Source organism: Lysobacter sp. ESA13C (assembly GCF_019970005.1).
In the GTDB taxonomy this organism is placed as follows: Bacteria; Pseudomonadota; Gammaproteobacteria; order Xanthomonadales; family Xanthomonadaceae; genus Lysobacter; species Lysobacter antibioticus_B.
Map to the genome: position 1 here is coordinate 126,120 of NZ_JAHXYK010000014.1, position 26,228 is coordinate 152,347.

A 26,228-nucleotide genomic window follows, 5' to 3' on the forward strand; every position below is an offset into this window, starting at 1 on the left:
TCAGAGCACCTTCCGCCTAGCCCCTGTCGGAAGCCACTCTGACCCGGTTCGCAGGTGCTGTGCTTGGGCGTGAAAAACAAGGCTGAAGTGCATGCGGGAACAGCGAAAGGCTAATGCCATTATGGGAACTGCCGTGCGAAATATAAGAAGTGAGGTCATTTCACAAGTATTTCGTAGTTCGGCGCTGGTTCTTATTTTGAGCGCTTCGAGCGGTGCAGCAATGGCTGACAAGGTGGTTGCATCGAGGCCAATGGCAGAGCGCTTAACGAAGGCATCAGCCTATGGTGTGGGCGTAATAAGGTGGGGGGCAATGCCAGAGGCCGTGTCTTTGCCGCGCATTTTTAAGTATCAAGTCGATTTCTCGAAAGGGAAGAAACCCAAGAAGATGCTTATATGCACGGATCAGCCGTACTCGGTCGGCCAGAAGGTCCTGTTTGCATATGGCGACTCGCGTGATGCTCGGTGCGGGAATGGTTACGCTTACATACCTGCAACCAGCTACAACGAGTTTGTTTATCCTGTCTACGATGACGCTATGAACGACAGGTCTTGGGTTCAGCTTAGACCCGCGCATGCAGAGGACCTTGGGTGCGAAAACATTACCTACATCAATCTCTCGCTCAAGGAATCGAAGCAGAAGGGTGATCCCAATATTGATTTCTCTGGAATCCCTGGCGACGGGAAGTACTTTGACCTCAAGGGACTCTCCACTTGCCTCGCCAAAGTCGGAATTAGTCTTAGCTGAACCAGTTGGCGGGCCAGGGCATGAAACAAAAACCTGGTCAGAGCACCTTCCGTCTAGCCCCTGTCGGAAGCCACTCTGACCCGGTTCGCAGATACGCCAAGCGCATGGCACCCGGTGCCCGGAACTGGGGCGGGGAGGTATTGCTTACACGAAGTCCGAAGGCAAGCTCCAGATCGTGGCGCGCTCGAGCACCGACGCGCATGCCTCGCCGAGCGGCATAGCTCCCGCTGGCCGGCGCCGACTCTGCCGGGACCCAAAACAAAACAGCCCCTGACGTCGTCAGGGGCTGTTCGTAATCTGGCGGAGAGAGGGGGATGCGCTGCCTCGCGCCAAAATCCCCTGCTTTCCCCGCAGAACGCAAACCGGACATGTGTCCTGTGTTGTGTCCTTCGATCTTAGACCGGACAGGACGGGGGAGGTGAGTCACCTAGCACGGTCGAGTGGTCCCAGAATGCGCATTGATGTTGGCATTTTAGACTCATGACAGTGGTGCATGTGCCGGGCTGGCGAAGACGACAGCGGAAGAGCGCCGAAGTGGCTTGCTGGGCAGATGGGTCGATGGGCAGATGGGGCGTCTGAGGAAAGAGCCGGCATGCTCACACAGTTGGCCGTCGTACTCGACTTGTTCTCACGCCAGGTCGTAGGCTGAGCCACGCAACACACCGACTTGATGCTGCAAGCGCTGTTGGCTGCGGTGTGGTGTCGCAAACCCGAGCCGGGACTGCTCCTGCACTCGGATCAAGGCAGTCAGTTCACCAGCGAAGACTGGCAAAGTCTCCTGAAGGCCCACGGCATCGTGTGCAGCGTGAGCCGGCGTGGAAACTGTCACGACAATGCGGCCATGGAAAGCTTCTTCCAGTTGCTCAAGCGCGAGCGCATCAATCAACGGATCTACAGCACCCTCGCCGATGCGCGGGGAGATGTGTTCGACTACATCGAGTTGTCCTACACCCCCAAGCGGCGGCACAGTTCCAACGATGGCTTGTCCCCGATAGAGTTTGAAAAAGCGGCATGCACTAAACGGCTGACGAGTGTCTACAAAAATCTGGGTGATTCACTGGCGCGGAGTAGTCGGAGAGTAGGAGCACGGGAGCGACTTTCAGCAGCATGCCAACGGCTCCGTAGACCCAAGATCCCACCGGCATTGTTGATCTACGGAAAGCCAGCCATTAGCCATGGAAGTTGATTACTGGGAGGTCTTGCAGATGTTTGATGCTTTCAACCATTTCTTCTGAAAACTGGAAGAACTTTCCAGGGTCATGGACTCGATAGCAGAGCTCAAAGAACATGCCATAGGCGATCACATAGCAAGGCATGCTGCGCTCCACCATGAAGACATTGAGGATTTTCGCGTATTCCTCGCTCTCTCGCTCAAAGACTTCTTTTATGATCGTGATCGCAAAGAGCTGCTTTTGACTGATATCGATTGACTGCTCTTCGCCGTTAAGGATGTAGCGGAGCGTTCCGTTGCCTGCTTTGATGTAGCTCTGTGCCCCCCGAACCTGTCCCACCGCCTTCTTGAATGCGGTCATCGCAGTTGTTTGCTTGCGGCTGAGCTTCTGCTTTGCGATGCGCTCAATATTGGGACTGTCCTTGGCTTGGATGATGAGCACTCGCTGATCTGTGACGACTAGGACATCACAAATTTCTTCCTTGTCGTTTGTACGTAGCGGTCCGTGATAGATCTGGCTTTGGGGAAAGCACATCGCCAAGCACTTGATGATGTCTTCTTCTTGGAAGTTCCCAGGCTCCTCTCTCTCCAAGGTGGAGATGCTGTATCCCTTACCCCCATGATGTTGGTGGAGCGGATACCGAGCATCTTGGATCGCGAGGCTTTCCCCAAGAGGGTTATGGGCCAGCTTGACTGTCAGCGCTTCTTCGTCGTCCTGTGGGGTTCGCAGGCCGAACCAGCCAGCGACCCCATGCAGCATGCTTTGAGCCTGGACAAAGTTCGAGTCAAGCAGCTTCAACCCATCCAGACGGCTTTTGGTGATTACTGGGACATCAATCTCAGCTTCGTAGATCAGGAATTCTCTTCCATGTTCATCGAAGAAATGGACATTCACAAAGGGGCTTGTCAGTGTGGCTAATAGATGGCGACTCTCTACGTCATCGACCAAGGGCGTGCGGATATTCAAGGGTTCGTCTTCGTCGTCGAAGAACGCGAAGACCAATGCTAGCGTCTCTCGTCCGCCAAGGTCCGCAGGGCACACATAAACCTTGAAGCAGCCACTAACCTTCGCAGCTAGAAGGACTTCCTTCGTCGCTTTGACGATCAAGAAGGGATTACCGCCATCTGGATCAGGAGCTGCCATCATGCCGATGGGGAAGCTCAAGACTTGGTGGTATAGCTGAGGGTGCAGGACGGTTAGCATAGCGCGAGGATAACGCTCTACCCTCTGCTCGTGTAACAGGGGGTTCAGCGATCGAGCCGTGCTGCGAGAGTGGGATGCGCTGCTTGGCGAAGTGCCCAAGGCCATTGAGGTGCTGCAGCGATACGCCAAAGTGCTGTCGGCATTGCAGCGCCGCAAGATCGCCCGGATCATTGGCGAAGTCGTTGAGGGCGCCACCCCCGCCAAGGCCCCTCGTGCCAAAAAGCAGGGCCGCAAGCTCGGTCCAGTGGCCCAGAAATATCAGTTGCCCACTGGCGAGACGTGGCGCGGCCGCGGCCGAACCCCTGTGGCGTTTGCTGCATGGGAGAAGGGCGCTGAAGGCAAGGCTTGGCGCAAAGACAACGCGGGTGAGAAGTTCCCCGCCGCCAATGGTGCAGCCAAGTCCGGCGCCAAGAGCCAGTCGGGCGTGAAGAAAGGGGCTGCCCGGAAGGGCCGTAAGGCCGCAGTTAAGAAGACCCGCCGACCCGCAAAGGGTTGAATGACGGAGCTTCCTTGTAGGCAGGCCCTCTCCATTGTGCACTCATCGAGTGGCTATATCGGCCCTGCCTTGCAGTGGTCCGCGTTCGTGCAGAGAGCGAGTCCAACCCCAATGCGGTGCACGGTTTAGCCCGTGTCTTATCCGCGATGGTTCAATGTGCGTTGAGCACTACTACGAGGGGCGCTATAACCTGTCAACGAAATCGAAGTGTAAAATTATAAATAATTTATTGTGATATTTTCGTAATTTAATAGAAAAAAGTTGTCTCGGATCGCTGCTGGGTGTAGAAAGTGCCTTGAGTAGTATTACTACTAACGAGGTGCTCCGTTGACCGATGACATCGACTTCCTGCACATCCCCCCGAAGCCCAAAAATTGGGGCGAACTCTTCGCGATCACTGGCGGCCTACAGGGCATTCCCATAGAAGAGATTGTCCTAGGTCATCCAATTCATGAGTATGAGTTCGACAGCAAGGACATGCGGCCATGTGGCCGCAAGAACTGCGAGCGTCTCCACGCGCATGGATGGCTCGTTGCGTTGACGAATGGACGTTTCGTCCACATCGGTCAAGACTGCGCGGCGAAGTACACCGATGGCGCCATCGTTTGGAATCAAAAAATCAGTGCTTATCGCGGTAGAGAAGAGGCGCGAATCCGCAAGCTGGCTTTCGTGCAGATCCGGCTTGAGGCGCAGGAAAAGCAATACTGGTTGGACAACACCCCTGCGATCGACCTCGCGGTAGCACTTCACCGCTCCTTTTGTGATCAGGCGAACGGGCCGTTGCTACACGAGATAGAGAAGCGTGCAGAAAGAGGGCAGAGCGCTATTGAGCGCGAAGCTCGACTGAGCGAAGCCGACCGCGAGTTACGTCGTGCTGCCCTTGAGGCAGGACGCACATCAGATGAGCCAAGAGCTTACGTCGCACAGGTCGAAACTCAGACGATCGCGTCTCTCGCCGGTCTGGAATGTTTCCACCCCAAGAACACGCCATCCATCCTCAAGCAAGAACTCCAGCAGCTAGTTACGACGTTGCTGTCATGGCAGCCAGCGGACGACGACAGGGACGCAATTCGCTCCATGCAACGTGCAAAGCGCGATTTGGCCCCCCTCAGCAATCGCTTGAACACATCTTTGGTCGCGGTGGAAAAGTTCTTTACAGAGGCGAACTTCAAAAGCCTTATGAACCTCCCCGTAGTCCGCGCGCAAGGAATCATCTCAATTGAGCGCAGTGGAACAATCGTGACGATTTCCCGGCGGCCACACTGGGGAAGGGCGGCATAATATTTTGAGGGGGTGAACAATGGCGCCAAACGCTCGACCGGGTGGCAAACTGAGTTGGTCCGCACTATTTGAAGTGCAACTGCCATTCTTCGCCGTGGAAAACAATCTTCGTTATCTGTCTCAGCTCTGTCTCCGCCATTTCAAGTGCCTCACCCTTGGTTCGTGATTCGGTGTTTTGGGATATAGCAAACCACGTGTCTTTGTGCTCGATATCTGAGTCAATTTTCCTTATGCAATAGGCGGGCTCGTAAAAATCTGCCCCGTCTTCTTCAGGTTCGGTCGTGGCGCGAACGACGAAGCCATCAATTGTTCGGCTTGTCATGATCTGCCCTCTTTGGAATGTTGTTTTTGCCAGAGTCCGTTGGGTTGTATATCTGATTGAATTTACTTGGATCGATGGTTGATCCTGTTTGGATAAATGCCTCCATTGCATTTTCGGCGCTCTGTAGGTGGCGCAGATATTGATCGTGGTGTTGAGTATTGGGCGCCAAATCCGGGCCGCTTGGGTGCTGCAGATGAAATCGAATTTGCCATTGCAAGGTGGTCATGCCGATATACTGAGATTTAACGGTTTTTCCCCAGGAATCGCACGCTTTTACGATGTCTTCTGTTAGTCCCTCCTTCAAAAACCGGGTCAGAGCACCTTCCGTCTAGCCCCTGTCGGAAGCCACTCTGACCCGGTTCGCAGTGCCCGACATTTGTAAAATTAATGATTGACGATGGTTGGAACTGGGCAACACGAGCCTGTCCGAGTTTTTATCGGCCGGCGATGTCGGCATGCGGCAAACCAAACGCTACGATCGCGACTGCAAAGAGTATTTTTCTTACAAGGACGGCTTGCCGATCAAGTCGGTTTGCCTGGACTAGCTATGGTTTCATGATCCCCATTGCGGACCGGGCGCCCGCGCAAACCTTGAGTGTCTCGACTGGTGTTCAACGCCGTAATTCGGCATCGAGCTCATTCAAGAGTTCGCTGAAGCGTCCGCGACCTTGAGCCGGAGACGGCAGGCGTCGCAGGACGTTACGTACCGCGGGCGATGCGAGGTTCGCCGCCCAGTGCAGTTGTTCTCTACCGACGGTGATGTCGTTCCCGGCTTCGAGTTCGAGGGCGAGTGCTTGATGCGCCGCCGCGCCGAGTACGTGTTTGACCTGGTGCGGGGTGGCGAGAGGGTGCAGATAAGCGGCCGCCGCCGCGTGGCTGGCGGCATGCGCGGCGTTGGCTGCAGCCGCGTCCTTGGCTTCGCGAGCGGCCGCATAGGCGGCCCAGGCGCAGGCGCGCAAGGTTGCTGTGCGCTTGTCGCCAGCAGCAAAGGCGTCCGCTTCCGCTATGGCGTCCCGTGGGCGCTGGTCGTTCGGGCAGGCGGCTTCGAAGATCGGCAGCACGCGCCGGGCGCAGGTCGCTGCGAACAGCGCGACCTGCCTGAGCTCGTCTTCGCCGAGTTGGATTTCGATTTTGCTTTTGCTTTTGCTTTTGTCCTTCACCTAGGAATCCCTCTCCCGTGTGCCTGTATGGGCGAGGCCCGGTCTTGGCTGTCCGAGTCTGGAGTCGGTCGATCAAGAATCTTGATGCATCGAGGCGGATGGAGCGGCAGGGTTCTCTTCATGGCATGGATCCCTCGACGGCGGCCTTGATGCCGCCGCGCGTGCTCCCGCATGGCGCGTAGGCCCACCGAGGTGCCGAGGCCCGGCTTCCCGGCGGCCGGCAACGCGCGTTACCGGCGCCCCAAACGAAACAAGCCCCTGAGGTCGTCAGGGGCTTGTTTCGTAATCTGGCGGAGAGAGGGGGATTCGAACCCCCGAAGCGCGGTTTAGACGCTTACACACTTTCCAGGCGTGCTCCTTCAACCACTCGGACACCTCTCCGGGATCTGTGCGGGCGCTGTCGCGGGCCGTGCAGAGCCGGGAATTCTAGCCGCGGCGGGGCCCGGTAACAAGCCGAGGCTTCGGCCGCCGCCGCACAGGGGGCGCCGAGGCTCGGGCGCGGGGGTGGGGCGTGGCACAATGTGGAGGTTCGTTCACGCTTCGCTCCCGGCTTCCGTCGCGAGCGCCCGGACGGCGTCGTGCGCACCGCGTCCGACCCGTCAGAACGCCTTATCGCAAAGGATCCGATGTCGTATCTCGTCCTCGCCCGCAAGTGGCGCCCGAAGCGTTTCGCCGAGCTGGTCGGGCAGGAACACGTGGTGCGCGCGCTCACCAACGCGCTCGGCACCGGGCGCGTCCATCACGCCTTCTTGTTCACCGGTACCCGCGGCGTCGGCAAGACCACGATCGCGCGCATCTTCGCCAAGTCGCTGAACTGCGAGCGCGGCACCTCGGCCGACCCCTGCGGCGAGTGCAACGCCTGCCTGGACATCGACGCCGGCCGCTACATCGACCTGCTTGAGATCGACGCCGCCAGCAACACCGGCGTCGACGACGTGCGCGAGGTGATCGACAACGCCCAGTACATGCCGAGCCGCGGGCGGGTCAAGGTCTACCTGATCGACGAAGTCCACATGCTGTCGAAGTCGGCGTTCAACGCGCTGCTGAAGACGCTCGAGGAGCCGCCGGGGCACGTCAAGTTCCTGCTCGCCACCACCGACCCGCAGAAATTGCCGGTGACGGTGTTGTCGCGCTGCCTGCAGTTCAACCTCAAGCGCCTGGACGAGCAGCAGATTTCCGGGCAGATGACCCGGATCCTCGCCGCCGAGGGCATCCCGGTCGACGAGGCCGCGATCCGCCAGCTCAGCAAGGCCGCCGACGGCAGCCTGCGCGACGGCCTGTCGCTGCTCGATCAGGCTATCGCCTACAGCGGCGCCGGCACCGATGCGCCCCTGGAAGGGGCGGCGGTCGCGGCGATGCTCGGCACGGTCGACCGGACCCGGGTCGGTGCGGTCCTCGCCGCCCTGGCCGACGGCGACGGTCAGCGCTTGCTCGACGAGGTCGCTACCCTGGCCGAGTTCTCGCCCGACTGGGGCGGGGTGCTGGAAACCCTGGCCGATGCGCTGCACCGGATCCAGGTGCGCCAGCTCGTGCCCGAGGCCGCGGTCGAGGCCGACGGGGTCGATGTCGACACCCTGGCCGAGCAGCTGCGGCCCGAAGTCGTGCAGCTGTGGTACCAGATGAGCGTCAACGGCCGCCGCGATCTGCCGCTGGCGCCGAGCCCGCGGGCGGGTTTCGAGATGAGCGTGCTGCGCATGCTGGCGTTCCGTCCGGCCGGGGCCGGCGGCGATGCCGGCCCGGCACCTTCGTCGGGCGGCCGCAGCGAGCCGGCGCGCAGCGCCAGTGCCAGCGCGGCGGCCCAGGCCGCGGCGGCGATGCGCGAGATGGGCGGTGGGCGCCAAGCGGCGCCGAACCTCGAAGCGAGCAAGGCGCCGGCCTCGGAAGCGCCGGTGCAGGAGACCAAGGCGCGTCCGAATCCGCAGCCGGAGCCCGTCGCGCCACTGATCGCGAAGCCGGAACCCAAGCCGATCATGGCCGCGCCGTCCGAACCGGAGCCGCGCCTGCAGCCAGCCGCGGCAGCGAAGCCTCAAGCGGAAGCCGAGCCACAGGCGCGAGCACCGTTGACCTGGCCGGACGAAGAGCTTTCGCCCAAGCCGAACAATCACCGAGTATCGGACCGAACCGAAGCGCCGGCCCGCGCGGCGGCAGCGGTCGTGGAACGCGCGGCCGCACCCGAACGCGTCGAGCTTCGCCCGGAAGCGCCGGTCGCAGTACCGGCCCAGGCCGCGGCCGAGCCGGTGCGCGACATGGCGCCGCCGACGGCGCCGGTCGATCCGGGCCCAAGCCTGTTCGGCAGCCCCGGCCCCGACAGCGAAACTTCGGTCGTTGCGCCGCGATTGGAGACCGTCTCTGCGCCCGCCGCGCCGCCGGCGCGTCCGTCCGAGCCGATCACGATGCCGGCCCGCGCCGCCTCGTCCTCTGCCTCGGCCGGGGCGATCGCCGACGACGACGCCTGGCATGCGCTGGTCGATGCCAGCGGCCTGCGCGGCCCGGCCCGCATCCTCGCCGAGCACGCCAGCTTTGTGGCTTACGGCGACGGTGTGCTGACCTTGTCCTTGCCTGCCGACGACGATCATCTGCGCGCACCGGCCTTGATCAAGATGGTCGCCGACGCCTTGGCGAGCCGCCTCGGCACGGCGCCGCAGATCCGCTTCGAGGCGGCCAGCGCGGCCGGCGAATCGCTGCATGCGCGCAATCTGCGCGCGCGCGACGAGCGCCAGGCCTCGGCCGAGGAGCGTTTCATGAACGACCCCGACGTGCGCCGTCTGATCGACGTGCACGGCGCCAAGGTGGTGCCGGATTCGATCCGTCCCTACGACGAGGCCTGACCGCAACCCTTGCGCCGCGCGGTTCGCGGCCCAACTACATCACCGACGACATGAGGCTGCGGCAGACTGCGGCCTCGATCCACCGATTACTTTCACGACCAAGAGGCAGGACCATCATGCGCGGCAACATCGCCCAACTCATGCAACAGGCGCAGAAGATGCAGGAAAACGTGCAGCGCGCCCAGGAAGAATTGGCCAAGATCGAAGTCACCGGCAGCGCCGGCGGCGGCATGGTCAGCGTGACCCTGACCGGCCGCATGGATTGCCGCAAGGTGCGCATCGACCCGAGCGTGCTCGCCGATCAGGAAATGGTCGAGGACTTGATCGCCGCGGCGTTCAACGATGCGGTCAACAAGATCAACAGCGAATCGCAGGCGAAGATGTCGGCCGCGACCGCCGGCATGCCGATGCCCCCGGGCATGAAGCTGCCGTTCTGATCGCCGCCGCGGACGCTCATCGATGAACCTGCATATCGGCATCACCACCGCGTTGGTCGCAGCTGCGCTGCTCGGGCTGGATCTGTATGCGACCTGGACGGTCTGGCGCGAGCCCGACCTGACCGGCCTGCAGAAAGGCCTGCAGTCGGCGCTGGTGTGGATGATCCCGCTGCTCGGCGCGATCCTGTGTTTGAACGTCGTGCGCGCGATGAATCGCGAACCGATGGCGCGCAGCAGTTTCCCGACCTCCGAATAGCCCGGCGAGCCGAAGCGACCGCGATGACGACCGTCCGTTCCGTTCCGATGCCGGTGCAGGCATGAGCAGCCGCCTGCTCGAACAACTGATCGACGCCTTCCGGGTGTTGCCGGGCGTCGGTCAGAAGTCGGCCCAGCGCATGGCCTACCACGTGCTCGAACGCGAGCGCAGCGGCGGCCAGCGTTTGTCGGACGCGCTCGCCGAGGCGATCGAGAAGATCGGCCATTGCGTGCGTTGCCGCGATTTCAGCGAGACCGAAGTCTGCGCGACCTGCGCCAGCGGTTCGCGCGATGCGCATCTGCTGTGTGCGGTCGAATCGCCGGCCGACCGCTTGGCGATCGAACAGGCCACCGGTTATCGCGGCCTGTACTTCATCCTGCAGGGCCGCCTGAGCCCACTCGACGGCATCGGCCCGCGCGAGCTCGGCCTGGACACCTTGGCCACGCGCCTGGCCGAGGGCGAGGTGCAGGAACTCATCATCGCCACCAACCCCACCGTCGAAGGCGAGGCCACCGCGCACTACCTCGCCCAGCTTGCGCGTCAGCACCAGGTGCGGCCGAGCCGGCTCGCCCATGGCGTACCGCTCGGCGGCGAACTCGAATACGTCGACCGCGGCACCCTCTCGCATGCCTTCGGCAGCCGCAGCGAAGTGCCGCAGTAGGGCGGGAATTGGGAGTCGGGAATTGGGAATCGGTTGAAGCGAAGCCTGGCGACTTGGTCGATTCGATGGCCTGCGAAGGTGGACGGCGAGAGGCCGGGAAACACGCGACTGCCCAAGTTTCGTCGTCGGCGGCGCGGTACGATTCCCGACTCCCCAATCTTGAATCCCGGCTCTCATGACCGACACCACCATCTTCGGCAAGATCATCCGTCGCGAGATTCCCGCCGACGTCGTCTACGAGGACGACGATCTGATCGCGTTTCGCGACATCGCGCCGCAGGCGCCGGTGCATGTGCTGTTCGTGCCGAAGACACCGATCGCCACGCTCAACGACCTACAGGCCGAGCAGGCCGTGATCGTCGGCCGCCTGGCTCATGCTGCCGCGGCGTTCGCGCAGCGCGAAGGTTTCGCCGAGGACGGCTATCGCCTGGTCATGAACTGCAACGGCGACGGCGGCCAGACCGTGTTCCAGATCCACCTGCACCTGCTCGCCGGCGCCCAACTCGGCCGTTTCGGCACCCCGCGCTGATTCGACGCGGCAGGTACTGCTGCTCACATTAGTGGGTGCCGAGGTCGTTCACCGAGTTTTGCCGGCAGCAAGTCGCCGAGCGCATCGTGTCGCGAACGCCTACGCATTTCCCCCTTTGAAAAAGGGGGGAAGGGGGGATTTGCTTCTGCTTCATCGCGTATGGCACAGCCATCCCATCGCGATCCCAAGTCCCAAAAACCACGTCCCAAAACCAACGAAGGCGCCCACAGGCGCCTTCGTTCGTTACCGCAATCGCGAAACGATTGCGCGGTGCCTTACCACCAGCCCCACCACGGCCACGGCGCCGGGCGTTCGATTACGTCGACGCGCTCGCGCACCGGCCACAGATAGACCACGTCGGCATCGAGCTTCGGGAACCGGTAGTCGTATTCGCCGATGCGGCGCGACTCGTAACCGGAGATGCGGCCGGTGAAGGTCACTTCGCGGTTGCGCTCGAACAGGGCCGGGTCGTAGAAGCCGGCGCGGCAGGCGAGGAAGCGGCCGCCGGTGTCGTCGGTGGCCCAGTACGGCCGGCCGGAATCGCCCAGGCGGGTCGAGATCATCTCGAAACAGGTGCGGTTGGCCTGCGGTTCGACGTTGACGATGCGGCCGCCCCAGCGCACGACGGCGCCGGTGCTGTCCTGGGCCGCGGCGTCGGACGGGGTCAGGGCGGTGAATGCCCCCTGCAACGGTTTGGGCTGCGAGGCGCAGGCGCTGATTAGCGCGACGCCGGCAGCGAGTAAGGCAAGTCGGAGCTTCATCGACGTTCTCCAGTGGGGCCGGGGCGGTGTGCGCGTAGCGCCCGGACCAGTTCATTGCGCAGTTCTCGGGCCTCGCGCCGCCCGGGTTGGCCATCAGCGTACCGCCAATCGCTGAAATGTTGGCTGAGCCGGAGCAGGCTTTCGCCCAAATCCGGGCGGGCCTTGGTCACACGTTCAGCCCAGGCAAGCGCCGGCTCGTGCGCCTCGCGCTCCAGGCCGAGGCGGCGATAGCGGCGCGACAGCCGGTGCCAGGCGCGCAGGACCGGGTCGCGCTCGCGCTCGCCGCGGCTGCTGAGCCAGACCATCCACAGCAGGGTGAGGCTGGCGAACAGCACGAACAGGGCGATCAGTTTGCCGCTATCGAGGTTGTCGACGCCGAACGGCTGCAGCATGCGCTGCTGGCGGGTGGCATCGAAACCGAGCACGAAATCGTTCCAGCCGCGGCGCAGCCAGTCGCTGAGGTTGAACAACGGCGTCGCCCCGGCGATGCCGCCGAACAGCCCGCCGGCGCCGGGGCGGCGGTCGGCGAGGGTGTCGTAGATGCGTTCCGGCGCAACCGCGGCGGTCGGGTCCACCCGCACCCAGCCGCGCCCCTGCAGCCAGACCTCGGCCCAGGCGTGGGCGTCGGAGCGGCGCACCAGCCAGTAGTTGCCGACCGGGTTGAAATAGCCGCCGGCGTAGCCTGTGACCACGCGGGCCGGAATGCCGGCGGCGCGCATCAGGACCACGAACGAAGAACTGAAGTGTTCGCAGAAACCGGCCTTGTGATCGAACAGGAACTCGTCGACCGAGTGCCGGCCGAGCAAGGGCGTGGCCAGGGTGTAGACGAATTCGCGGCGGATCATCGCCAGGGCGCGGTCGACGATGACGGCATCGTTGTTGCCGGCTTCGGCGCGCCAGCGCTGCGCCAGGGCGAGGGTGCGCGGGTTGTAGCCGCTGGGCAGGGACAGAGCGGCGCGGCGCAGGGTTTCGCGCAACTGCGGTTCGTACGACGCCGGCGGCGCCGATTGCAGGCGCCAGCGGCTCAACGAGGTCAGCGCACGGTCGGCGTAGATGCCGTGATCGATCGACAAGCGCGTGCCGGGCGGCGCTTCGCGCGGCAGATCGAGCGAGACGAACTGGCGCGTGTCGGTGGGTTCGACTTCGAGTTCGTAATCCCAACGGGTGCGCCCCGCGCGCATCGGGGCCGCCGGCAGGCCCTGGAACCAGCGCGGCTGGGTCCACTCGCGGCCGTCGAAATTCCACAGCACCGGCCCGCGCCAGTACATCTGCGAGGTCGGCGGCGCCGTGCCGCGAAAGCGTGCGCGCAGCGTCACGGTCTCGTCGTTCATCAGGTCGACCATCTCGCCCGGGCTCATTCGGTCGGACAGGCCGGGGCGGGCGAGGGCGCGCTCGGGCACACCCCATAACGGCGAGCTCAGGCGCGGGAACAACCAGAACACCGCCAGCGCCAGCGGCAATCCGATCGCCACCAGGCGGCCGATCGCGAGCAGGCGTTGCCAATGCGTTTGCGCCGGCTCGACCGCGCGCAGCGGGTCCGGGCGCGATTCGATTTCGGCCAGGCGTTGCAGGGTGGACAAGGCGAACATCGCCGCGGCCAGGCCGAGGGTGAGCGACAGCGGCCCCTGGTCGAGCAGGAAGGTCGCGAACGGACCGAACAGGGCGAAGCCGATCAGGCTGCGCGCGTCGCGCAGGGTATGGGTTTCGGACGGTTTCAGCGCGAACATCGCCGCGAGCAGGGCGCAACCGGTGTCGCGGCCGAGGGCGAAGCCGGTCATGATCAGCACGGTGCCGATCAGCGCCAACAACAGCACCAGGCGCAACGCGCTCGGCAAGGGGCGGCGCCACGACAACACGCCGATGCCGACGCCGGCCGCGGCGATCACCGCGGCGATCTGCAGCGGCAATTGCAGCAGCAACGGCAACAGACAACTGGCGCCGGCCAGCAAGGCCCAACGGCGGGTGACTGGCTCCAGCGCCGGAGCGGCGGGCTTAGCCATGAGGCATCAGCGCCAGTGCGCGCAGGCAGGCGTGGCGATGCGCCGGCCCGGTGCCGGGGCCGAGCGAGGGTTGGTTCGGCAGGCTCAGCCGATAACGGCAGCCGTCGCGTTCGGCCTCGTCGACCCAGCGCGCCAGGCGCGAAATCCTTGCCTCCTGGCCGAGACCGGTCAGACGATGCCATTCCAGTTCGACGTCGGCGCCGAGCGGTTGTTCGTATTCGCGCACCAGCAGGGTGTCGCGCCGTGCCGAATGCTTCCATGCGATGGCGCGCCGGGCATCGCCGAAACGGTAGGCGCGCAAGTGATGGACGTCGTCGCCGCTCGGATGCAATCGCGTCACCGCCTGATCGCCGCCGCCGACCGGCAGCGGCGGGCCATGCGCTTCCGGGGTCGGATAGACCAGCAGCGGCGCTTCCGGCCAGACGTGCGCCCAGGCGCGGGCCAGGCCGAGCGGCCGGGTCGTCGATATGCGCAAGCGCGGCAGGTCGAGCCAACCGCGTCGCTCGGTAGCGATGCGCAGTTCGGCTTCGCCGGCACCCTGCTCGAGATCGAGCACGACCGCGTCGATGCCGAGCGCGCCGTGATCGTCGACGCGCAGGCCGCGGCGCACCCGGTCGGGGGCGGCGCGCGCATGCACACGCACGGCCAGGGGCAGGCCGGCCGGCACCGGTTCGGCGTCGATCGCGACGATGCTCAAACCCGTCAGTTGCAACTGCGCCGCGATCAGGCTGGCGAGCCCGGCGCCGCCGAGCAACAGGGCGAGCAGAAAGGCCGGGTTGTTGTTGTAGTTCAACGCGCCCAGGGTCATGGTCGCGAGCAGGGCGCCGTAGAACAGGCCGAAACCGGTCGGTAGCACGTAGATGCGGCGGCGGTCGAAGCGCGCCGGCAAGGGCTCGGGCCGGCGCGGACGCGTCAGCGACATCATGCGCAGGCGCCATGCGTTCCAGCGCCGTGTCGCGGGCCGGACCGGGCCGTGGTCGAGATCGTCCTGCGCCTGCGTCGCCGCCATCGCTGCGTTCAATCCACCGTCACGGCGTAGAGGATGGACTTGGCGATGTCGGGCGCGGCGTCGGCCTCGGCGACCAGGCGGTGCGAGGCGACCGCGGCGAACAACGCCTGCACGTCCTCGGGCACGACGTGGGCGCGGCCCAGCAGCAGGGCGTAGGCGCGCGAGGCGCGCAGCAGGGCCAGTCCGGCGCGCGGCGACAGGCCTACGCGCACGCCGGGGTGCTTGCGGCTGCGTGCGAGCAGGGCCTGCACATAGTTGATCAGGCTGTCGCTGACGTAGACCGCGTCGACTGCGCGCCGGATCGCCAGCACGTCGTCGGTGCTCAACACCGGCTTGGTCTGGGCGATCAGGTTGCGGCGATCGGCGCCGGCGAGCAGGTCGCGTTCGGCGGCCTCGTCGGGATAGCCGAGTTGCAGGCGCAGCAGGAAGCGATCGAGCTGCGAATCCGGCAAGGGATAGGTGCCCGACAGATCGACCGGGTTCTGGGTGGCGATGACGAAGAACGGGTCGGGCAGCGGATGGGTACGGCCGTCGACGGTGACCTGGTGTTCGGCCATCGCTTCGAGCAATGCGCTCTGGGTGCGCGGCGGTGCGCGATTGATTTCGTCGGCGAGCAGGACCTGGGTGAATACCGGGCCGGGATGGAATTGGAACTGGCGCGATTGCGGGTCGAACACCGACACGCCGACCACGTCGGCCGGCAACAGGTCGGAGGTGAACTGCACGCGCTGGAATTCCAGACCAAGGGTCGCGGCCAGCGCATGGGCGAGCGTGGTCTTGCCGAGTCCGGGCAAATCCTCGATCAGCAGATGGCCGTCGGAGAGCAGGGCGACGAAGGCCAGGCGCACCGCTTGCGCCTTGCCGAGCACGAGGGCATTGACCTGGGCCTGTGCCTGTTCGAGGGCCAGGCGCAGGGCATCGGTTAGGATGGTCGCGTTATGGACAGCCGTCGTGCCTGCTGCTGTGATCTTGCCTGCCGTCATCGTGCGTCTGTCCTGTGTCTGTAGCGTCGTGTCCGCCGTCGACCCTTGCGGTCGCAGGCATCGCACGAGCGCGGATCGCGCCGGAGTGCGGGCGCCGAGCGCGGGTTCGCATCATCGCGTGCGAACCCCGTTTTTGCAGCAGCGGTCTCGAAGGCGTTCGGAGTATCTGGGATCGGCGTCAACAAACCGCGGCGAATAGGATCGGTTCGCCCGTTGCGGCCTCCAGCCCCTTGTTGTGCGAGCGTCGCGAATGAACCGGCGACGCCGCAGCGTGTCCAACCCCATCCAGAGTGTAGCGAGGTCGCGTGCCGATGCGGGATAAGGATGAAGCCCAGCCGATACGGCGCCTGTTCTGGGTGTTGTGGGCGGCGGTGCTGTTGCTCAAGTTCGGCGTGGTCGCCCAATTGCCGCTGTTCGTCGACGAAGCGTTCTACTGGCAGGAAGGCCGACATCCGGCCGCCGCTTATTCCGATCTGCCCGGCCTGACCGCCTGGTTGGCGCGACTCGGCGTCGAACTCGGCGGCGAGCATGCCTGGGCGCTGCGCGCACCGTTCCTGGCGATGTCGGCGCTGGTGCCGTGGTTGTTGGCGCGGATCACCGCGCGCGAATTCGGCGAACGCCAAGGCTGGGTGGCCGGTTGTTTCGGCGTCTTGCTGCCGCTGTCGGGCAGCCTGGGCTTGCTGGCGCTGCCCGACGCGATGATGGCCCTGGCGACCTTGCTGTGCCTGGACGCCGGTGCGCGTCTGCTGCGCGAGGTCGATGCGCGGGCCGCGGTCGAGCTGGCCGCCGGCCTCGCCCTCGGCGCCTTGAGTCACTACCGTTTCATCGCCGTGATCGCGGTCGGGGGCGTGGTCCTGCTGTGCCTGCCCGAAGGCCGCCGCGCCCTGCGCGACGTGCGCGTGGTGATCGCCGCGGCGATCGGCGCTTCGGCCTGGGCGCCTTTGGTCGCCTGGAACATGGACAACGCCGATGCCGGCCTGCGCTTCCAGTTGGTCGACCGGCATCCCTGGTCGTTTCATGCCGAAGGCCTGTGGTTCGTCGCGATCCAGGCCTTGTTGGTCACCCCGCCGTTGCTGATCGCCTTGGCCCTCGCCGGCGCCCGGGGCGCGCGCGCGGCGTCGCCGATCACCCGCTACTTCGCCTTGTTCGGCAGCTTGATCGTGCTCGGCTTCTTCGTCCTGGGTTTCTTCGCCGATACCGAGCGAGTCAGTTTCCACTGGCCGTTGCCGGGCTTCATGGCCTTGTTGCCGTTGCTGCCGGGCGTACTGGCGGGATGGCCGCGATGGGCGCGCCGGCTCACTGCGGCGGTCGCCGGCGTGGCGCTGCTGGCGATACTCGCCTACTACCTGGTCGTTTCGGTGCCCGGCCTGCGCGCGCGCAGCGCCGGCGAGAAGTGGTATCCGTCGAATTTCGCCGGTTGGGGCGAACTCGCCGATGCGGTGCGGCAACGCCAGCGCTCGATGCCGCCGGGCACGCGCATCGTCGCCGACAACTTCAAGGTCGGCGCCGAACTCGGTTTCGCGCTCGGCGATCCGCGCATCGCCGTGCTCGACCACCCGATCAACCACAAGCACGGGCGCGCGCCGCAGCTGAGGTTGTGGGGCTTGCAAAGCGCCGGACGCGCCGAGTGGGGCACCGCGCCGGTGCTGCTCGTGGTCGGCGCCACCGAGGTCGAATACAAGAACCTGTTGCGCCGCTATCACCAACTGTGCGCGATGGTCGGCCCCTTGCCGCCGCCGCAGATGCTCAATGTCGATCACGGCCGCCAGCGTTTCGCCCTGTTCGCGCTCGACGGCGCCAAGCGCGAAGGCGATTGCACGACGCCGGCGATGGCGTGGGTCGATGCACCGTTGCCGGGTCGCAAGGTCGGTCGCGAGTTCGACGTCAGCGGTTGGGCGTTCAAGGACGGCGTCGGCCTGGCGCGCGTGGACATCATGCTCGACGGCCGCGTCGTCGCTCAGGCGAGTTACGGCCGCGAATTGCCCGGCGTGCGCAGTTACTGGCAGGTGTCGAACGATCCGCAGCATCCGCGGGTCGGCTTCGATGCCAAGGTGCGCCTCGACGCCGAACCGCCCGGCCGGCATTGGCTGGGCCTGCGCCTGCACGGGCGCGACGGCAGCGTCGAGGATTGGGCCGAGCAGCCGATCGAGGTGCGCCGCTGAGTCGGCGCCGGTCTTTAGCGGATCCGATGCGCTCGCGAGCCGTGGCCGGCGAGCGCAGCGATCTCAGGGCAGCCGATAGCCCGCTTCGCGCAGCAGGCGCGCGGTGGCGATCAGCGGCAGCCCGATCAGCGCGGTCGGGTCCTGCGATTCGATCGCGTCGAACAGGGCGATGCCGAGGCCTTCGGACTTGAAGCTGCCGGCGCAATCGTAGGGTTGCTCGGCGTCGACGTAGCGCGCGATCTCCTCCGCGCTCAGTTCGCGGAAGCGCACCGTAGTCACGTCGAGCGCGGTCTTCGGTGCCTCGCCGTGGCGCAGCAGGCACAGCCCGGTCAGGAAACGCACCTCGCGGCCGGACATCGCCCCGAGCTGGGCGAGGGCGCCGTCGCGGCCGCCGGGCTTGCCGATCGGACGGCCGTCGAACTCGGCGACCTGGTCCGAGCCGATCACCCAGGCCCCGGGCTGCAGCGCGGCGACCGCGGCGGCCTTGGCCACCGCCAGTCGGCCGGCCAGGGCGAGCGGAGCCTCGCCGGGCTGCGGGGTCTCGTCGGTCTCGGGACGGGCGCTGTCGAAAGGCAGGCCGAGCCGGGTCAGCAGCTCGCGGCGATAGACGGAGGTGGAGGCCAGGATCAGTCGCGCGGACATCGGAGACCCGAAAGAAGGAGAGATTAGGCGGCCCGGATCGAGCCGGGCTGGCGGGCCGGGCAGAGGCGACGGCCGGCCGGTTCAGGCCAGCGGCGCGCGCGCCTGTTCGATCTGGTTCAGCTGCTGATCGATCCGGCTGCGGGCCTCGTCGATCGAGGTCCGCACCTCGGCCAACTGGGCGACGCTGGCCTGGCGGCCGTGGTCGCGCAGCCACAGGCGCTGGCGCAGCATCTCGCGCATGGCATCGGCGACCGGGTCGCGGCCCTCGTCGCCGGCGACCGCTTCGATTTCGGCCCGGGCCAGGCGCAGCCTGGCTTCCAGGGCGTCGGCGGCGTCCAGCAGTTCGCGCACCGCGCGCTCGCGGCGGCTCGGGAAGTAGCGCAGGCCCAGCGAAACCGCCAAGGCCGCCAGTGCGGCCAGGCTCAGCAGCAGGAGGGTCGTCAAGGTCGGGCTCGGTGCACGGGCGGGGCCGGCAGTCTGCACGCCCGGGCCGGCTAACGGCAAATCCCTGCGCCGGCCTGGGGTTACGGTTTGACAGCGGGGGGCTGCGTCTCTAACATTCCGCGGCTTATGTCAGCCGATGTGCCATCTGGGCGGGTGCCCGAAGTTCTGGATGCCTGGCGCCTGGTGGCGGCACGGCGCGGCGTGGAAGGTCGTTTGCCGTTGTCGGCGCTGACCCGGTTGCAGGGCAGTCTGCTCGATACCGAGGGCGAAGTCCGGTTTTCCCTGGATTTCGACACCGACGAACTGCAGGTGCCCTATGTCGAGTTGAAGATCGACACGCAGTTGCCGCTGTTGTGCCAGCGCACCCTGGAGCGTTTCCTGCTGCCGGTGCAGATGGTCCAACGGCTCGGCCTGATCCGCGAAGAGGCGGACGAAGCCGCGCTGCCGCCGGGTTACGAGCCGCTGCTGATGCCCGAAGACGGCATGTTGCGCGCCTCCGAGCTGGTCGAGGACGAACTGATCCTCGCCGTACCGGTGGTGCCGATCGCGCCCGGCAGCGAGTCGGTCGAGCGCGACTGGCCGGCCCCGCAGGAAGAGCTCGACAGCGCGAACCCGTTTTCCTCGCTGTCGGCGCTGAAGAAGAATTGAGCAAGACCCGGTTTTACCCTTAGCACCACCATTCAGATCCACTCCGACCTGCAGGCGAATCGCAAGCCGCTCCTGCTAATCGGGCTTACGCTATCCACCTCAGGTTTCCACCGCTTTTCCGGAGCAAGACCATGGCTGTTCAGAAGTCCCGCGTTTCCCCGTCCCGCCGCGGCCAGCGCCGCGCCCACGACGCGCTGACCAGCAAGCAGCTGGCCACCGACCCGACCACCGGCGAGACCCACATCCGCCACCACGTCACCGCCGACGGTTACTACCGTGGCAAGAAGGTGATCGAGACCAAGACCCGCATCGCCGACGAAGAATAAGCTTCGTCCGCATGCCGCGCCGCGCGCCTGGATGAAGGCGCGCGCTGCCGTCGGCACGCCGACGGTCATCGCGCTATCGTTCTACCGCCAGCCCGTGCTGGCGGTCCTTGCTTCTGAGAAGCCATGCTTCCAAGAGGCCATGCTTCCAAAAAGCACATTAGCTTTTATGAAGCACATTCCGGCGGCCTGCGTTCCATAACGCTATCGCGGCGTTCGGAGCGTCATCGGTCCTCCGGTACGTATACGGCAACGCCGCGGAGTGGTGATGACAGATCGGATTTACGCCCGCATCGCGGGTACCGGCAGCTACCTGCCGGAAAAGGTGCTGACCAATCAGGACCTGGCCAAGCTGGTCGATACCAGCGACGAATGGATCGTCAGCCGCACCGGCATCCGCGAGCGCCATATCGCCGCCGAAGGTGAGACGACCTGCGACCTGGCCTATCACGCTTCCGTGCGCGCGCTCGAAGCTGCCGGCGTATCGGCCCAGGAGATCGACCTGATCGTGGTCGGCACGACCACGCCGGACCTCATCTTCCCGTCCACCGCCTGCCTGTTGCAGCACCGTCTCGGCGCCAACGGCTGCGCGGCGTTCGACGTCAATGCCGCCTGCTCGGGCTTCGTCTATGCGCTGACCATCGCCGACAAGTTCGTGCAGTCGGGCGCGGCCAAGACCGTGCTCGTGGTCGGTTCGGAAACCCTGACCCGGATGCTCGACTGGAACGATCGCGGCACCTGCGTGCTGTTCGGCGACGGCGCCGGCGCGGTGGTGCTGAAGGCCGACAGCGAGACCGGCATCCTCAGCACCCACATGCACGCCGACGGCGGCAAGAAGGAACTGCTGTGGAACCCGGTCGGCGTTTCGGTCGGCTTCAAGCCCGAAGAGCACAACGCCGGCGTCAAGGTGCTGATGACCGGCAACGAAGTGTTCAAGTACGCGGTCAAGGCGCTGGACTCGGTGGTCGAGGAGACCCTCGAAGCCAACGGCCTGGATCGCCACGAGATCGACTGGCTGATTCCGCACCAGGCCAACCTGCGCATCATCGAAGCCACGGCCAAGCGCCTGGACATGCCGATGGATCGCGTGATTGTGACCGTCGACCGTCACGGCAACACTTCCTCGGGTTCGGTGCCGTTGGCGCTGGACGAGGCGGTGCGTTCGGGCAAGGTGCAGCGCGGTCAGCTGCTGCTGCTCGAAGCCTTCGGTGGTGGTTTCACCTGGGGTTCGGCGCTGCTGCGCTACTGAGTCATCGGCGGCGCATTCGCGACCACTGGGCCGGCCACGACTTCGTCGTAGGCCGGCCTTCGTGTTTCCGGGGTTCGGTTTTTTCGTGACCGGCCTGTAGGAGCGGCGTGAGCCGCGACCTCTTTCATGTGGCGACGCAGGCTCATCATTGTCGTGGTCGCGGCTTGCGCCGCTCCTACCCAAGAGCGGCGACGGCGGTTGCCGTAAAGGCTCAGCCGTTGCCGTTGCCCTTGCTGGTGCTGTTGCTGTGCGCGGCTTGACACTCGCGAAGGCAATCGAAGACCCGGAGGGCGGCGCGCAGGGATGCGCGCCGTTTTTCATCGGGACATGGATGTCCCGTATGAAAAATCCCTGCGTATGCACCGCTCGTGCGGGCCTGTGATTCAAAGAAAAGCATTTTTCTTTGGTTAGCTTTCTTTTGTTGCTTTAGACAAAAGAAAGTAACCCGCCGCTTTAGTGGCGGAAGCTCTTATCGTTTGATCTTGCTTCTGAAAATCCCAAGCAAGTTCAGAGCTGTCATACCTGTAGGAGCGACGTGAGTCGCGACCTAGGGACGTGCAGGAGCCGCACCGCCGATACTATTCATCGAAGCGGCGTGCCGTCGCGAGGGTAGGAGCGGCGCGAGCCGCGACCACGTCCTGCCGGCCTACGGCGTTCCCTTGAAGCAAGAGCAGAGCTTCCGTCCGCTAAAGCGGCCGGGTTACTTTCTTTTGCGGAGCCCAAAAGTCCGTCTGGATTCCCTTCGGTCAAAGGTAACCAAAGAAAAGGGCTCTCCTTGCAAGGGCACAGGCCACGAGTGCGATGCGCGCGCCGGGATTTTCCGATAAGACGTCCCTGTCTTATCGGAAAACGCCGCACGTCCTGTGCGGCGCCCTCTGGGTCTCCAGGCGTTCTCGCGAGTTCGCTACTGCGCCAAGCTTTCACGGCAACGGCAACGGCAACGGCAACGGCAACGGCAAAGGCAAAGGCAAAGGCAAAGGCAAAGGCGAAGGCGAAGGCGAAGGCGAAGAACGGTCAAGCCAGGCGTCCCAGGGCGCCCGGTGCGGCCGCGCCGCGTTTCCCTTCGGATCGCGACCTTCTGCGACGCGATGTGACGCCGTACCGCCGAGTACAGACGATCCCGGCGGTTCGCCCGTATCATTCCGCATCCTTACCGATCCGGCAGCACGCGTGACCGATCAGCAGCTTTCTTTCGTCTTCCCGGGCCAGGGCTCGCAATCGCTCGGCATGCTCGCCGAGTTGTCGGAACTGCATGCGCAGGTCCGCGAGACCTTCGCCGAGGCCAGCGAGGGCGCCGGCGTCGATCTTTGGGCCATGAGCCAGGCCGGCCCCGAGGAAATGCTCAACCGCACCGAATACACCCAGCCGGCGCTGTTGGCCGCGGGCGTGGCGGTGTGGCGGGTATGGCAGACGCAGGGCGGAGCGCAGCCGGCGGTGTTGGCCGGGCACAGCCTCGGCGAGTACAGCGCGCTGGTCGCAGCCGGCGCTTTGTCGCTGCACGACGGCGCGCATCTGGTCCGTCTGCGCGGACAATTCATGCAGGACGCCGCACCCGCCGGCACCGGCGCGATGGCGGCCGTGCTCGGCGCCGAAGACGCCTTGGTCGAAGAGATCTGCGCGGCAGTGTCGGGCGCCCAGGTCGTGGTGCCGGCCAATTACAACTCGCCGGGCCAGATCGTCATCGGCGGTCATGCCGACGCGGTCGACAAGGCGCTCACGCGCCTGGCCGAAGCCGGTGTGCGCAAGGCGGTCAAGCTCGCGGTCAGTGTGCCTTCGCATACGCCGCTGATGCGCGAGGCGGCCAACCGTCTCGCCGAGGCGATGACCGGCATCCAGTGGCGGGCGCCGTCGCTGCCGGTGGTGCAGAACGTCGATGCGCAGGTCCACGAAGGCGTCGATGCGATCCGCGACGCCCTGGTGCAGCAGCTGTACCTGCCGGTGCGTTGGACCGGTTGCGTGCAGGCGCTGGCCGCGCGCGGCGTGGTCCGCATCGCCGAATGCGGCCCCGGCAAGGTCCTCGCCGGCCTGGTCAAGCGCATCGACAAGTCCCTCGAGGGTCGCGCCATCGGCACGCCGGCGGATTTCGCGACCGCCCTGGCCGACTGGCGCTGAACCCACGACCGCGTCCCGACTGTCACCGATTCGCGCTACTCAACCTCGACCCCAGCCTGTAGGCTTGGCCGCGCAAAATCGCGGTGCGAGCGCGAGGCGGCGGGGTCGTGCAGCGAGACGGCCGCGGCATCGGATGCGTCGCAACCCACCCGCCAGCACCCCATGAGCCAGCGGCAATACGGAGTGAAGCAAGCATGAGCACGTCCCCGCTTTCGGGCGAGATCGCCCTGGTCACCGGCGCCAGCCGCGGCATCGGTGCGGCCATCGCCGACGAACTGGCCGCCCAGGGCGCCACCGTCGTCGGCACCGCGACCAGCGAAGCCGGCGCCCAGGCCATCGCCGCGCGCCTGGCCGCCAGCGGCGGTCACGGCCGCGTCGTCGATGTCGCCGATGCGGCCTCGATCGAGGCCCTGATCGACGGCGTGTCCAAGGAGGTCGGCGCGATCTCGATCCTGGTCAACAACGCCGGCATCACCCGCGACAACCTGCTGATGCGCATGAAGGACGAGGACTGGCAGGCCATCCTCGACACCAACCTCACCAGCGTGTTCCGCACCAGCAAGGCGGTGATGCGCTCGATGATGAAGGCGCGCAAGGGCCGCATCATCAACATCGCCTCGGTGATCGGCGTGACCGGCAACGCCGGCCAGGCCAACTACGCGGCGGCCAAGGCCGGCATCATCGCGTTCAGCAAGTCGATGGCGCGCGAGATCGGCAGCCGCGGCATCACCGTGAACGTGGTCGCCCCCGGTTTCATCGATACCGACATGACCCGCGAGCTGCCCGAAGAGGCGAAGAAGGGCATGCTCGACCAGATCGCGCTGGGCCGCTTCGGCGAACCGGCCGACATCGCCCGTGCGGTGGCGTTCCTGGCCGGCCCCGGCGCGGCCTACATCACCGGCGAAACACTGCACGTCAATGGCGGCATGTACATGCCCTGAGCCTTTGGCGTAGGCTGTAAGCGATTGAACCCAAAGGAGTTTCGTCGAAAGGCCGGCGGCCCTCGCGAAACCTCCCGATTCCATTAGACTATTCCATCGAAAAACCCCTCACGGGAGGAGCAGCATCCATGAGCAGCATCGAAGAACGCGTCAAGAAAATCGTCGTCGAACAGCTTGGCGTCAAGGAAGAAGAAGTCACCAACAACGCTTCGTTCGTCGACGATCTCGGCGCTGATTCGCTCGACACCGTCGAGCTGGTGATGGCGCTCGAAGAAGAGTTCGAGTGCGAGATTCCGGACGAAGAAGCCGAGAAGATCACCTCGGTGCAGCAGGCGATCGATTACGTCAAGGCGCACGTCAAGTCGTAAGGCGCCTGAGGCATGCCGCCCGTGCTTCGGCGCTTGCGGCATGCGTGCAGTACGCGAATCAGGTGACAACTCGGGGCCGCATTGCGGCCCCGTGCTTTTCAGGCCGGTGGATACGCCGGCGTAGGTCCGAAGACGGATTCCACAGAGGTAGCGTTGCATGTCCAACCGTTCCTTCAACCGCCGTGTGGTCGTCACCGGCCTCGGTCTCGTCTCCCCGCTCGGCAACGACGTCGCCAGCAGCTGGGACGGCATCGTCAACGGCCGCTCGGGCATCGGCCCGATCACTCATTTCGATCCCGCTTTGTTCACCACCCGCATCGCCGGCGAGGTGCGCGACTTCGACATCACCAAATGGGTGGGGCCGAAGGACGCGAAGAAGATGGAAGAGTTCATCCATTACGGGGTCGCCGCGTCGTTCATGGCGCTGGAAGACGCCGGCATCGTCGTCGACGACTCCAACGCCGAGCGCATCGGCGCGCTGATCGGTTCGGGCATCGGCGGCCTGCTCGGCATCGAAGAGCAGACCATCAAGTACCACGAGGGCGGTCCGCGCAAGATCTCGCCGTTCTACGTGCCCAGCACCATCATCAACATGCTGCCCGGCCAGGTCTCGCTGCTGACCGGCATCAAGGGCCCGAATTTCTCTGCCGTGTCGGCCTGCGCGACTTCGAACCATTCGATCGGCATGGCGATGCGCATGATCCAGTACGGCGATGCCGACGTGATTCTCGCCGGCGGCGCCGAGCGCGGTTCCTCGCCGACCTCGGTCGGCGGTTTCTGCTCGATGAAGGCGATGTCGACCCGCAACGACGATCCGATCCATGCCTCGCGGCCGTGGGACAAGGACCGCGACGGCTTCGTCCTCGGCGACGGCGCCGGCATCCTGGTGCTGGAAGAGTACGAACGCGCCAAGGCGCGTGGTGCCCGCATCTATTGCGAACTGGCCGGTTTTGGCGCCAGCTCGGACGCCTTCCACATGACCGCACCGAGCGAGAACGGCGAAGGCCCGGCCCGCTGCATGGCCGCCGCGTTCAAGGACGCCGGCATCAACCCCGACCAGGTCGGTTACCTCAACGCCCACGGCACCTCGACGCCGCTCGGCGACCTGGCCGAGACCTTGGCGATCAAGCGCGCGCTCGGCGACCACGCCTACAAGACCATGGTCAGCTCGACCAAGTCGATGACCGGGCACCTGCTCGGCGCGGCCGGCGGCGCCGAGGCGATCTTCTCGGTGCTCGCCCTGCATCACAACATCATCCCGCCGACGATCAATCTCGACGAGCCGGGCGAGGGGTGCGATCTGGACTACGTGCCGAACACCGCCCGCGACGCCAAGGTCGACATCGCCGTGTCGAACGGTTTCGGCTTCGGCGGCACCAACGGCACCCTGGTGTTCAAGCGCATCTGATTGCGGCGATGCAAGCGAAGGCCCGCGACGACTTCGGTGGTCGCGGGCTTTCTGTTTTTCCGGGAGTCGCGATCGCGATCGCACCGTT

26 protein-coding genes, 1 tRNA gene and 2 pseudogenes are annotated in these 26,228 nt (G+C 65.1%); 18 read left to right on the forward strand and 11 right to left on the reverse strand.

Annotated elements, in window-relative coordinates:
* Window positions 1–220: 220 nt before the first annotated feature.
* Complete coding sequence (locus tag LC490_RS22375) at window positions 221–745, forward strand: hypothetical protein (protein WP_223621671.1); 525 nt, start codon at window positions 221–223, stop codon at window positions 743–745.
* Between the two features lie 604 nt (window positions 746–1,349).
* A pseudogene (locus LC490_RS22380) lies at window positions 1,350–1,751 on the forward strand (IS3 family transposase); the annotation flags it as partial.
* Between the two features lie 163 nt (window positions 1,752–1,914).
* Here LC490_RS22380 and LC490_RS22385 read toward each other — a convergent pair.
* Window positions 1,915–3,081, reverse strand: coding sequence for a hypothetical protein (locus LC490_RS22385; RefSeq protein ID WP_223621672.1), 1,167 nt, complete (start codon window positions 3,079–3,081; stop codon window positions 1,915–1,917).
* A gap of 241 nt (window positions 3,082–3,322) precedes the next feature.
* Here LC490_RS22385 and LC490_RS24625 point away from each other — a divergent pair.
* Together LC490_RS24625 and LC490_RS22400 are read left to right on the forward strand one after the other, a co-directional pair.
* A pseudogene (locus tag LC490_RS24625) lies at window positions 3,323–3,445 on the forward strand (H-NS family nucleoid-associated regulatory protein); the annotation flags it as partial.
* Window positions 3,446–3,943: 498 nt separating this feature from the next.
* Entirely contained in the window at window positions 3,944–4,897 is a 954-nt protein-coding gene (locus tag LC490_RS22400) for a hypothetical protein (protein WP_223621673.1), read from the forward strand.
* 64 nt (window positions 4,898–4,961) lie between these two features.
* On the opposite strand, the gene LC490_RS22405 is transcribed toward LC490_RS22400, so the two are convergent.
* Entirely contained in the window at window positions 4,962–5,219 is a 258-nt protein-coding gene (locus tag LC490_RS22405; RefSeq protein ID WP_223621674.1) for a hypothetical protein, read from the reverse strand.
* The gene (locus LC490_RS22410) at window positions 5,200–5,445 is read right to left on the reverse strand and encodes a hypothetical protein (protein WP_223621675.1); all 246 of its coding nucleotides are present in this window, start codon (window positions 5,443–5,445) and stop codon (window positions 5,200–5,202) included. The genes LC490_RS22405 and LC490_RS22410 overlap by 20 nt, the downstream gene beginning before the upstream one ends.
* 175 nt (window positions 5,446–5,620) lie before the next feature.
* Between LC490_RS22410 and LC490_RS22415 the strand changes: the two genes are divergently transcribed.
* Window positions 5,621–5,764 (forward strand): hypothetical protein, encoded by a 144-nt coding sequence (locus LC490_RS22415; protein WP_223621676.1) that lies wholly within the window; start codon window positions 5,621–5,623, stop codon window positions 5,762–5,764.
* A 66-nt stretch (window positions 5,765–5,830) separates the two neighbouring features.
* Here the strand turns inward: LC490_RS22415 and LC490_RS22420 are convergent, their stop codons facing one another.
* Together LC490_RS22420 and LC490_RS22425 are read right to left on the reverse strand one after the other, a co-directional pair.
* Complete coding sequence (locus LC490_RS22420) at window positions 5,831–6,379, reverse strand: putative immunity protein (RefSeq protein WP_223621677.1); 549 nt, start codon at window positions 6,377–6,379, stop codon at window positions 5,831–5,833.
* Window positions 6,380–6,667: 288 nt separating this feature from the next.
* Window positions 6,668–6,760, reverse strand: a tRNA-Ser gene (locus LC490_RS22425).
* Between the two features lie 245 nt (window positions 6,761–7,005).
* Between LC490_RS22425 and dnaX the strand changes: the two genes are divergently transcribed.
* The 5 genes from dnaX to LC490_RS22450 all read left to right on the forward strand — a co-directional run bounded on the left by dnaX (window position 7,006) and on the right by LC490_RS22450 (window position 11,090).
* Window positions 7,006–9,207, forward strand: coding sequence for a DNA polymerase III subunit gamma/tau (dnaX, locus tag LC490_RS22430; protein WP_223621678.1), 2,202 nt, complete (start codon window positions 7,006–7,008; stop codon window positions 9,205–9,207).
* 116 nt (window positions 9,208–9,323) lie between these two features.
* Window positions 9,324–9,644 (forward strand): YbaB/EbfC family nucleoid-associated protein, encoded by a 321-nt coding sequence (locus tag LC490_RS22435; protein WP_031373708.1) that lies wholly within the window; start codon window positions 9,324–9,326, stop codon window positions 9,642–9,644.
* Window positions 9,645–9,666: 22 nt separating this feature from the next.
* Window positions 9,667–9,900, forward strand: a complete 234-nt coding sequence (locus LC490_RS22440; RefSeq protein WP_031373707.1) for a hypothetical protein — start codon at window positions 9,667–9,669, stop codon at window positions 9,898–9,900.
* A gap of 61 nt (window positions 9,901–9,961) precedes the next feature.
* Window positions 9,962–10,561: a recombination mediator RecR gene (recR, locus tag LC490_RS22445; protein WP_031373706.1), complete on the forward strand. Its 600-nt coding sequence runs from the start codon at window positions 9,962–9,964 to the stop codon at window positions 10,559–10,561.
* Window positions 10,562–10,736: 175 nt separating this feature from the next.
* Window positions 10,737–11,090 (forward strand): histidine triad nucleotide-binding protein, encoded by a 354-nt coding sequence (locus LC490_RS22450; protein ID WP_223621679.1) that lies wholly within the window; start codon window positions 10,737–10,739, stop codon window positions 11,088–11,090.
* Window positions 11,091–11,365: 275 nt separating this feature from the next.
* Here LC490_RS22450 and LC490_RS22455 read toward each other — a convergent pair whose 3' ends face one another.
* The 4 genes from LC490_RS22455 to LC490_RS22470 all read right to left on the reverse strand — a co-directional run bounded on the left by LC490_RS22455 (window position 11,366) and on the right by LC490_RS22470 (window position 15,843).
* Window positions 11,366–11,851, reverse strand: coding sequence for a Slp family lipoprotein (locus tag LC490_RS22455; RefSeq protein ID WP_031373704.1), 486 nt, complete (start codon window positions 11,849–11,851; stop codon window positions 11,366–11,368).
* On the reverse strand, window positions 11,848–13,851 hold the full coding sequence (locus LC490_RS22460; RefSeq protein WP_223621680.1) for a DUF3488 and transglutaminase-like domain-containing protein: 2,004 nt from the start codon (window positions 13,849–13,851) through the stop codon (window positions 11,848–11,850). Before LC490_RS22460 ends, LC490_RS22455 begins: the two co-directional genes overlap by 4 nt.
* Entirely contained in the window at window positions 13,844–14,776 is a 933-nt protein-coding gene (locus LC490_RS22465; protein WP_031373702.1) for a DUF58 domain-containing protein, read from the reverse strand. Before LC490_RS22465 ends, LC490_RS22460 begins: the two co-directional genes overlap by 8 nt.
* Before the next feature lie 92 nt (window positions 14,777–14,868).
* A complete protein-coding gene (locus LC490_RS22470) occupies window positions 14,869–15,843 on the reverse strand; it encodes a MoxR family ATPase (RefSeq protein WP_223621681.1) in 975 nt (324 codons plus the stop codon).
* Between the two features lie 311 nt (window positions 15,844–16,154).
* Here LC490_RS22470 and LC490_RS22475 point away from each other — a divergent pair, with 311 nt between their 5' ends.
* Window positions 16,155–18,005: a glycosyltransferase family 39 protein gene (locus tag LC490_RS22475; protein WP_031373700.1), complete on the forward strand. Its 1,851-nt coding sequence runs from the start codon at window positions 16,155–16,157 to the stop codon at window positions 18,003–18,005.
* A gap of 63 nt (window positions 18,006–18,068) precedes the next feature.
* Here the strand turns inward: LC490_RS22475 and LC490_RS22480 are convergent, their stop codons facing one another.
* Window positions 18,069–18,647, reverse strand: a complete 579-nt coding sequence (locus LC490_RS22480) for a Maf family nucleotide pyrophosphatase (RefSeq protein ID WP_223621682.1) — start codon at window positions 18,645–18,647, stop codon at window positions 18,069–18,071.
* A gap of 81 nt (window positions 18,648–18,728) precedes the next feature.
* On the reverse strand, window positions 18,729–19,091 hold the full coding sequence (locus tag LC490_RS22485) for a hypothetical protein (RefSeq protein ID WP_152566378.1): 363 nt from the start codon (window positions 19,089–19,091) through the stop codon (window positions 18,729–18,731).
* 126 nt (window positions 19,092–19,217) lie between these two features.
* On the opposite strand from LC490_RS22485, the gene LC490_RS22490 reads away from it, so the two are divergent.
* The 7 genes from LC490_RS22490 to fabF all read left to right on the forward strand — a co-directional run bounded on the left by LC490_RS22490 (window position 19,218) and on the right by fabF (window position 26,140).
* On the forward strand, window positions 19,218–19,739 hold the full coding sequence (locus LC490_RS22490; RefSeq protein ID WP_031373697.1) for a YceD family protein: 522 nt from the start codon (window positions 19,218–19,220) through the stop codon (window positions 19,737–19,739).
* Between the two features lie 131 nt (window positions 19,740–19,870).
* Window positions 19,871–20,065, forward strand: coding sequence for a 50S ribosomal protein L32 (gene rpmF, locus LC490_RS22495; RefSeq protein ID WP_031373696.1), 195 nt, complete (start codon window positions 19,871–19,873; stop codon window positions 20,063–20,065).
* Window positions 20,066–20,330: 265 nt separating this feature from the next.
* A complete protein-coding gene (locus tag LC490_RS22500) occupies window positions 20,331–21,311 on the forward strand; it encodes a beta-ketoacyl-ACP synthase III (protein WP_223621683.1) in 981 nt (326 codons plus the stop codon).
* Window positions 21,312–22,481: 1,170 nt separating this feature from the next.
* The gene (fabD, locus tag LC490_RS22505) at window positions 22,482–23,423 is read left to right on the forward strand and encodes an ACP S-malonyltransferase (RefSeq protein ID WP_223621684.1); all 942 of its coding nucleotides are present in this window, start codon (window positions 22,482–22,484) and stop codon (window positions 23,421–23,423) included.
* A gap of 194 nt (window positions 23,424–23,617) precedes the next feature.
* The gene (fabG, locus tag LC490_RS22510) at window positions 23,618–24,364 is read left to right on the forward strand and encodes a 3-oxoacyl-ACP reductase FabG (RefSeq protein WP_223621685.1); all 747 of its coding nucleotides are present in this window, start codon (window positions 23,618–23,620) and stop codon (window positions 24,362–24,364) included.
* A 128-nt stretch (window positions 24,365–24,492) separates the two neighbouring features.
* Window positions 24,493–24,732, forward strand: a complete 240-nt coding sequence (acpP, locus tag LC490_RS22515) for an acyl carrier protein (RefSeq protein ID WP_031373652.1) — start codon at window positions 24,493–24,495, stop codon at window positions 24,730–24,732.
* A gap of 157 nt (window positions 24,733–24,889) precedes the next feature.
* The gene (fabF, locus tag LC490_RS22520; RefSeq protein WP_031373653.1) at window positions 24,890–26,140 is read left to right on the forward strand and encodes a beta-ketoacyl-ACP synthase II; all 1,251 of its coding nucleotides are present in this window, start codon (window positions 24,890–24,892) and stop codon (window positions 26,138–26,140) included.
* Window positions 26,141–26,228: the final 88 nt, after the last annotated feature.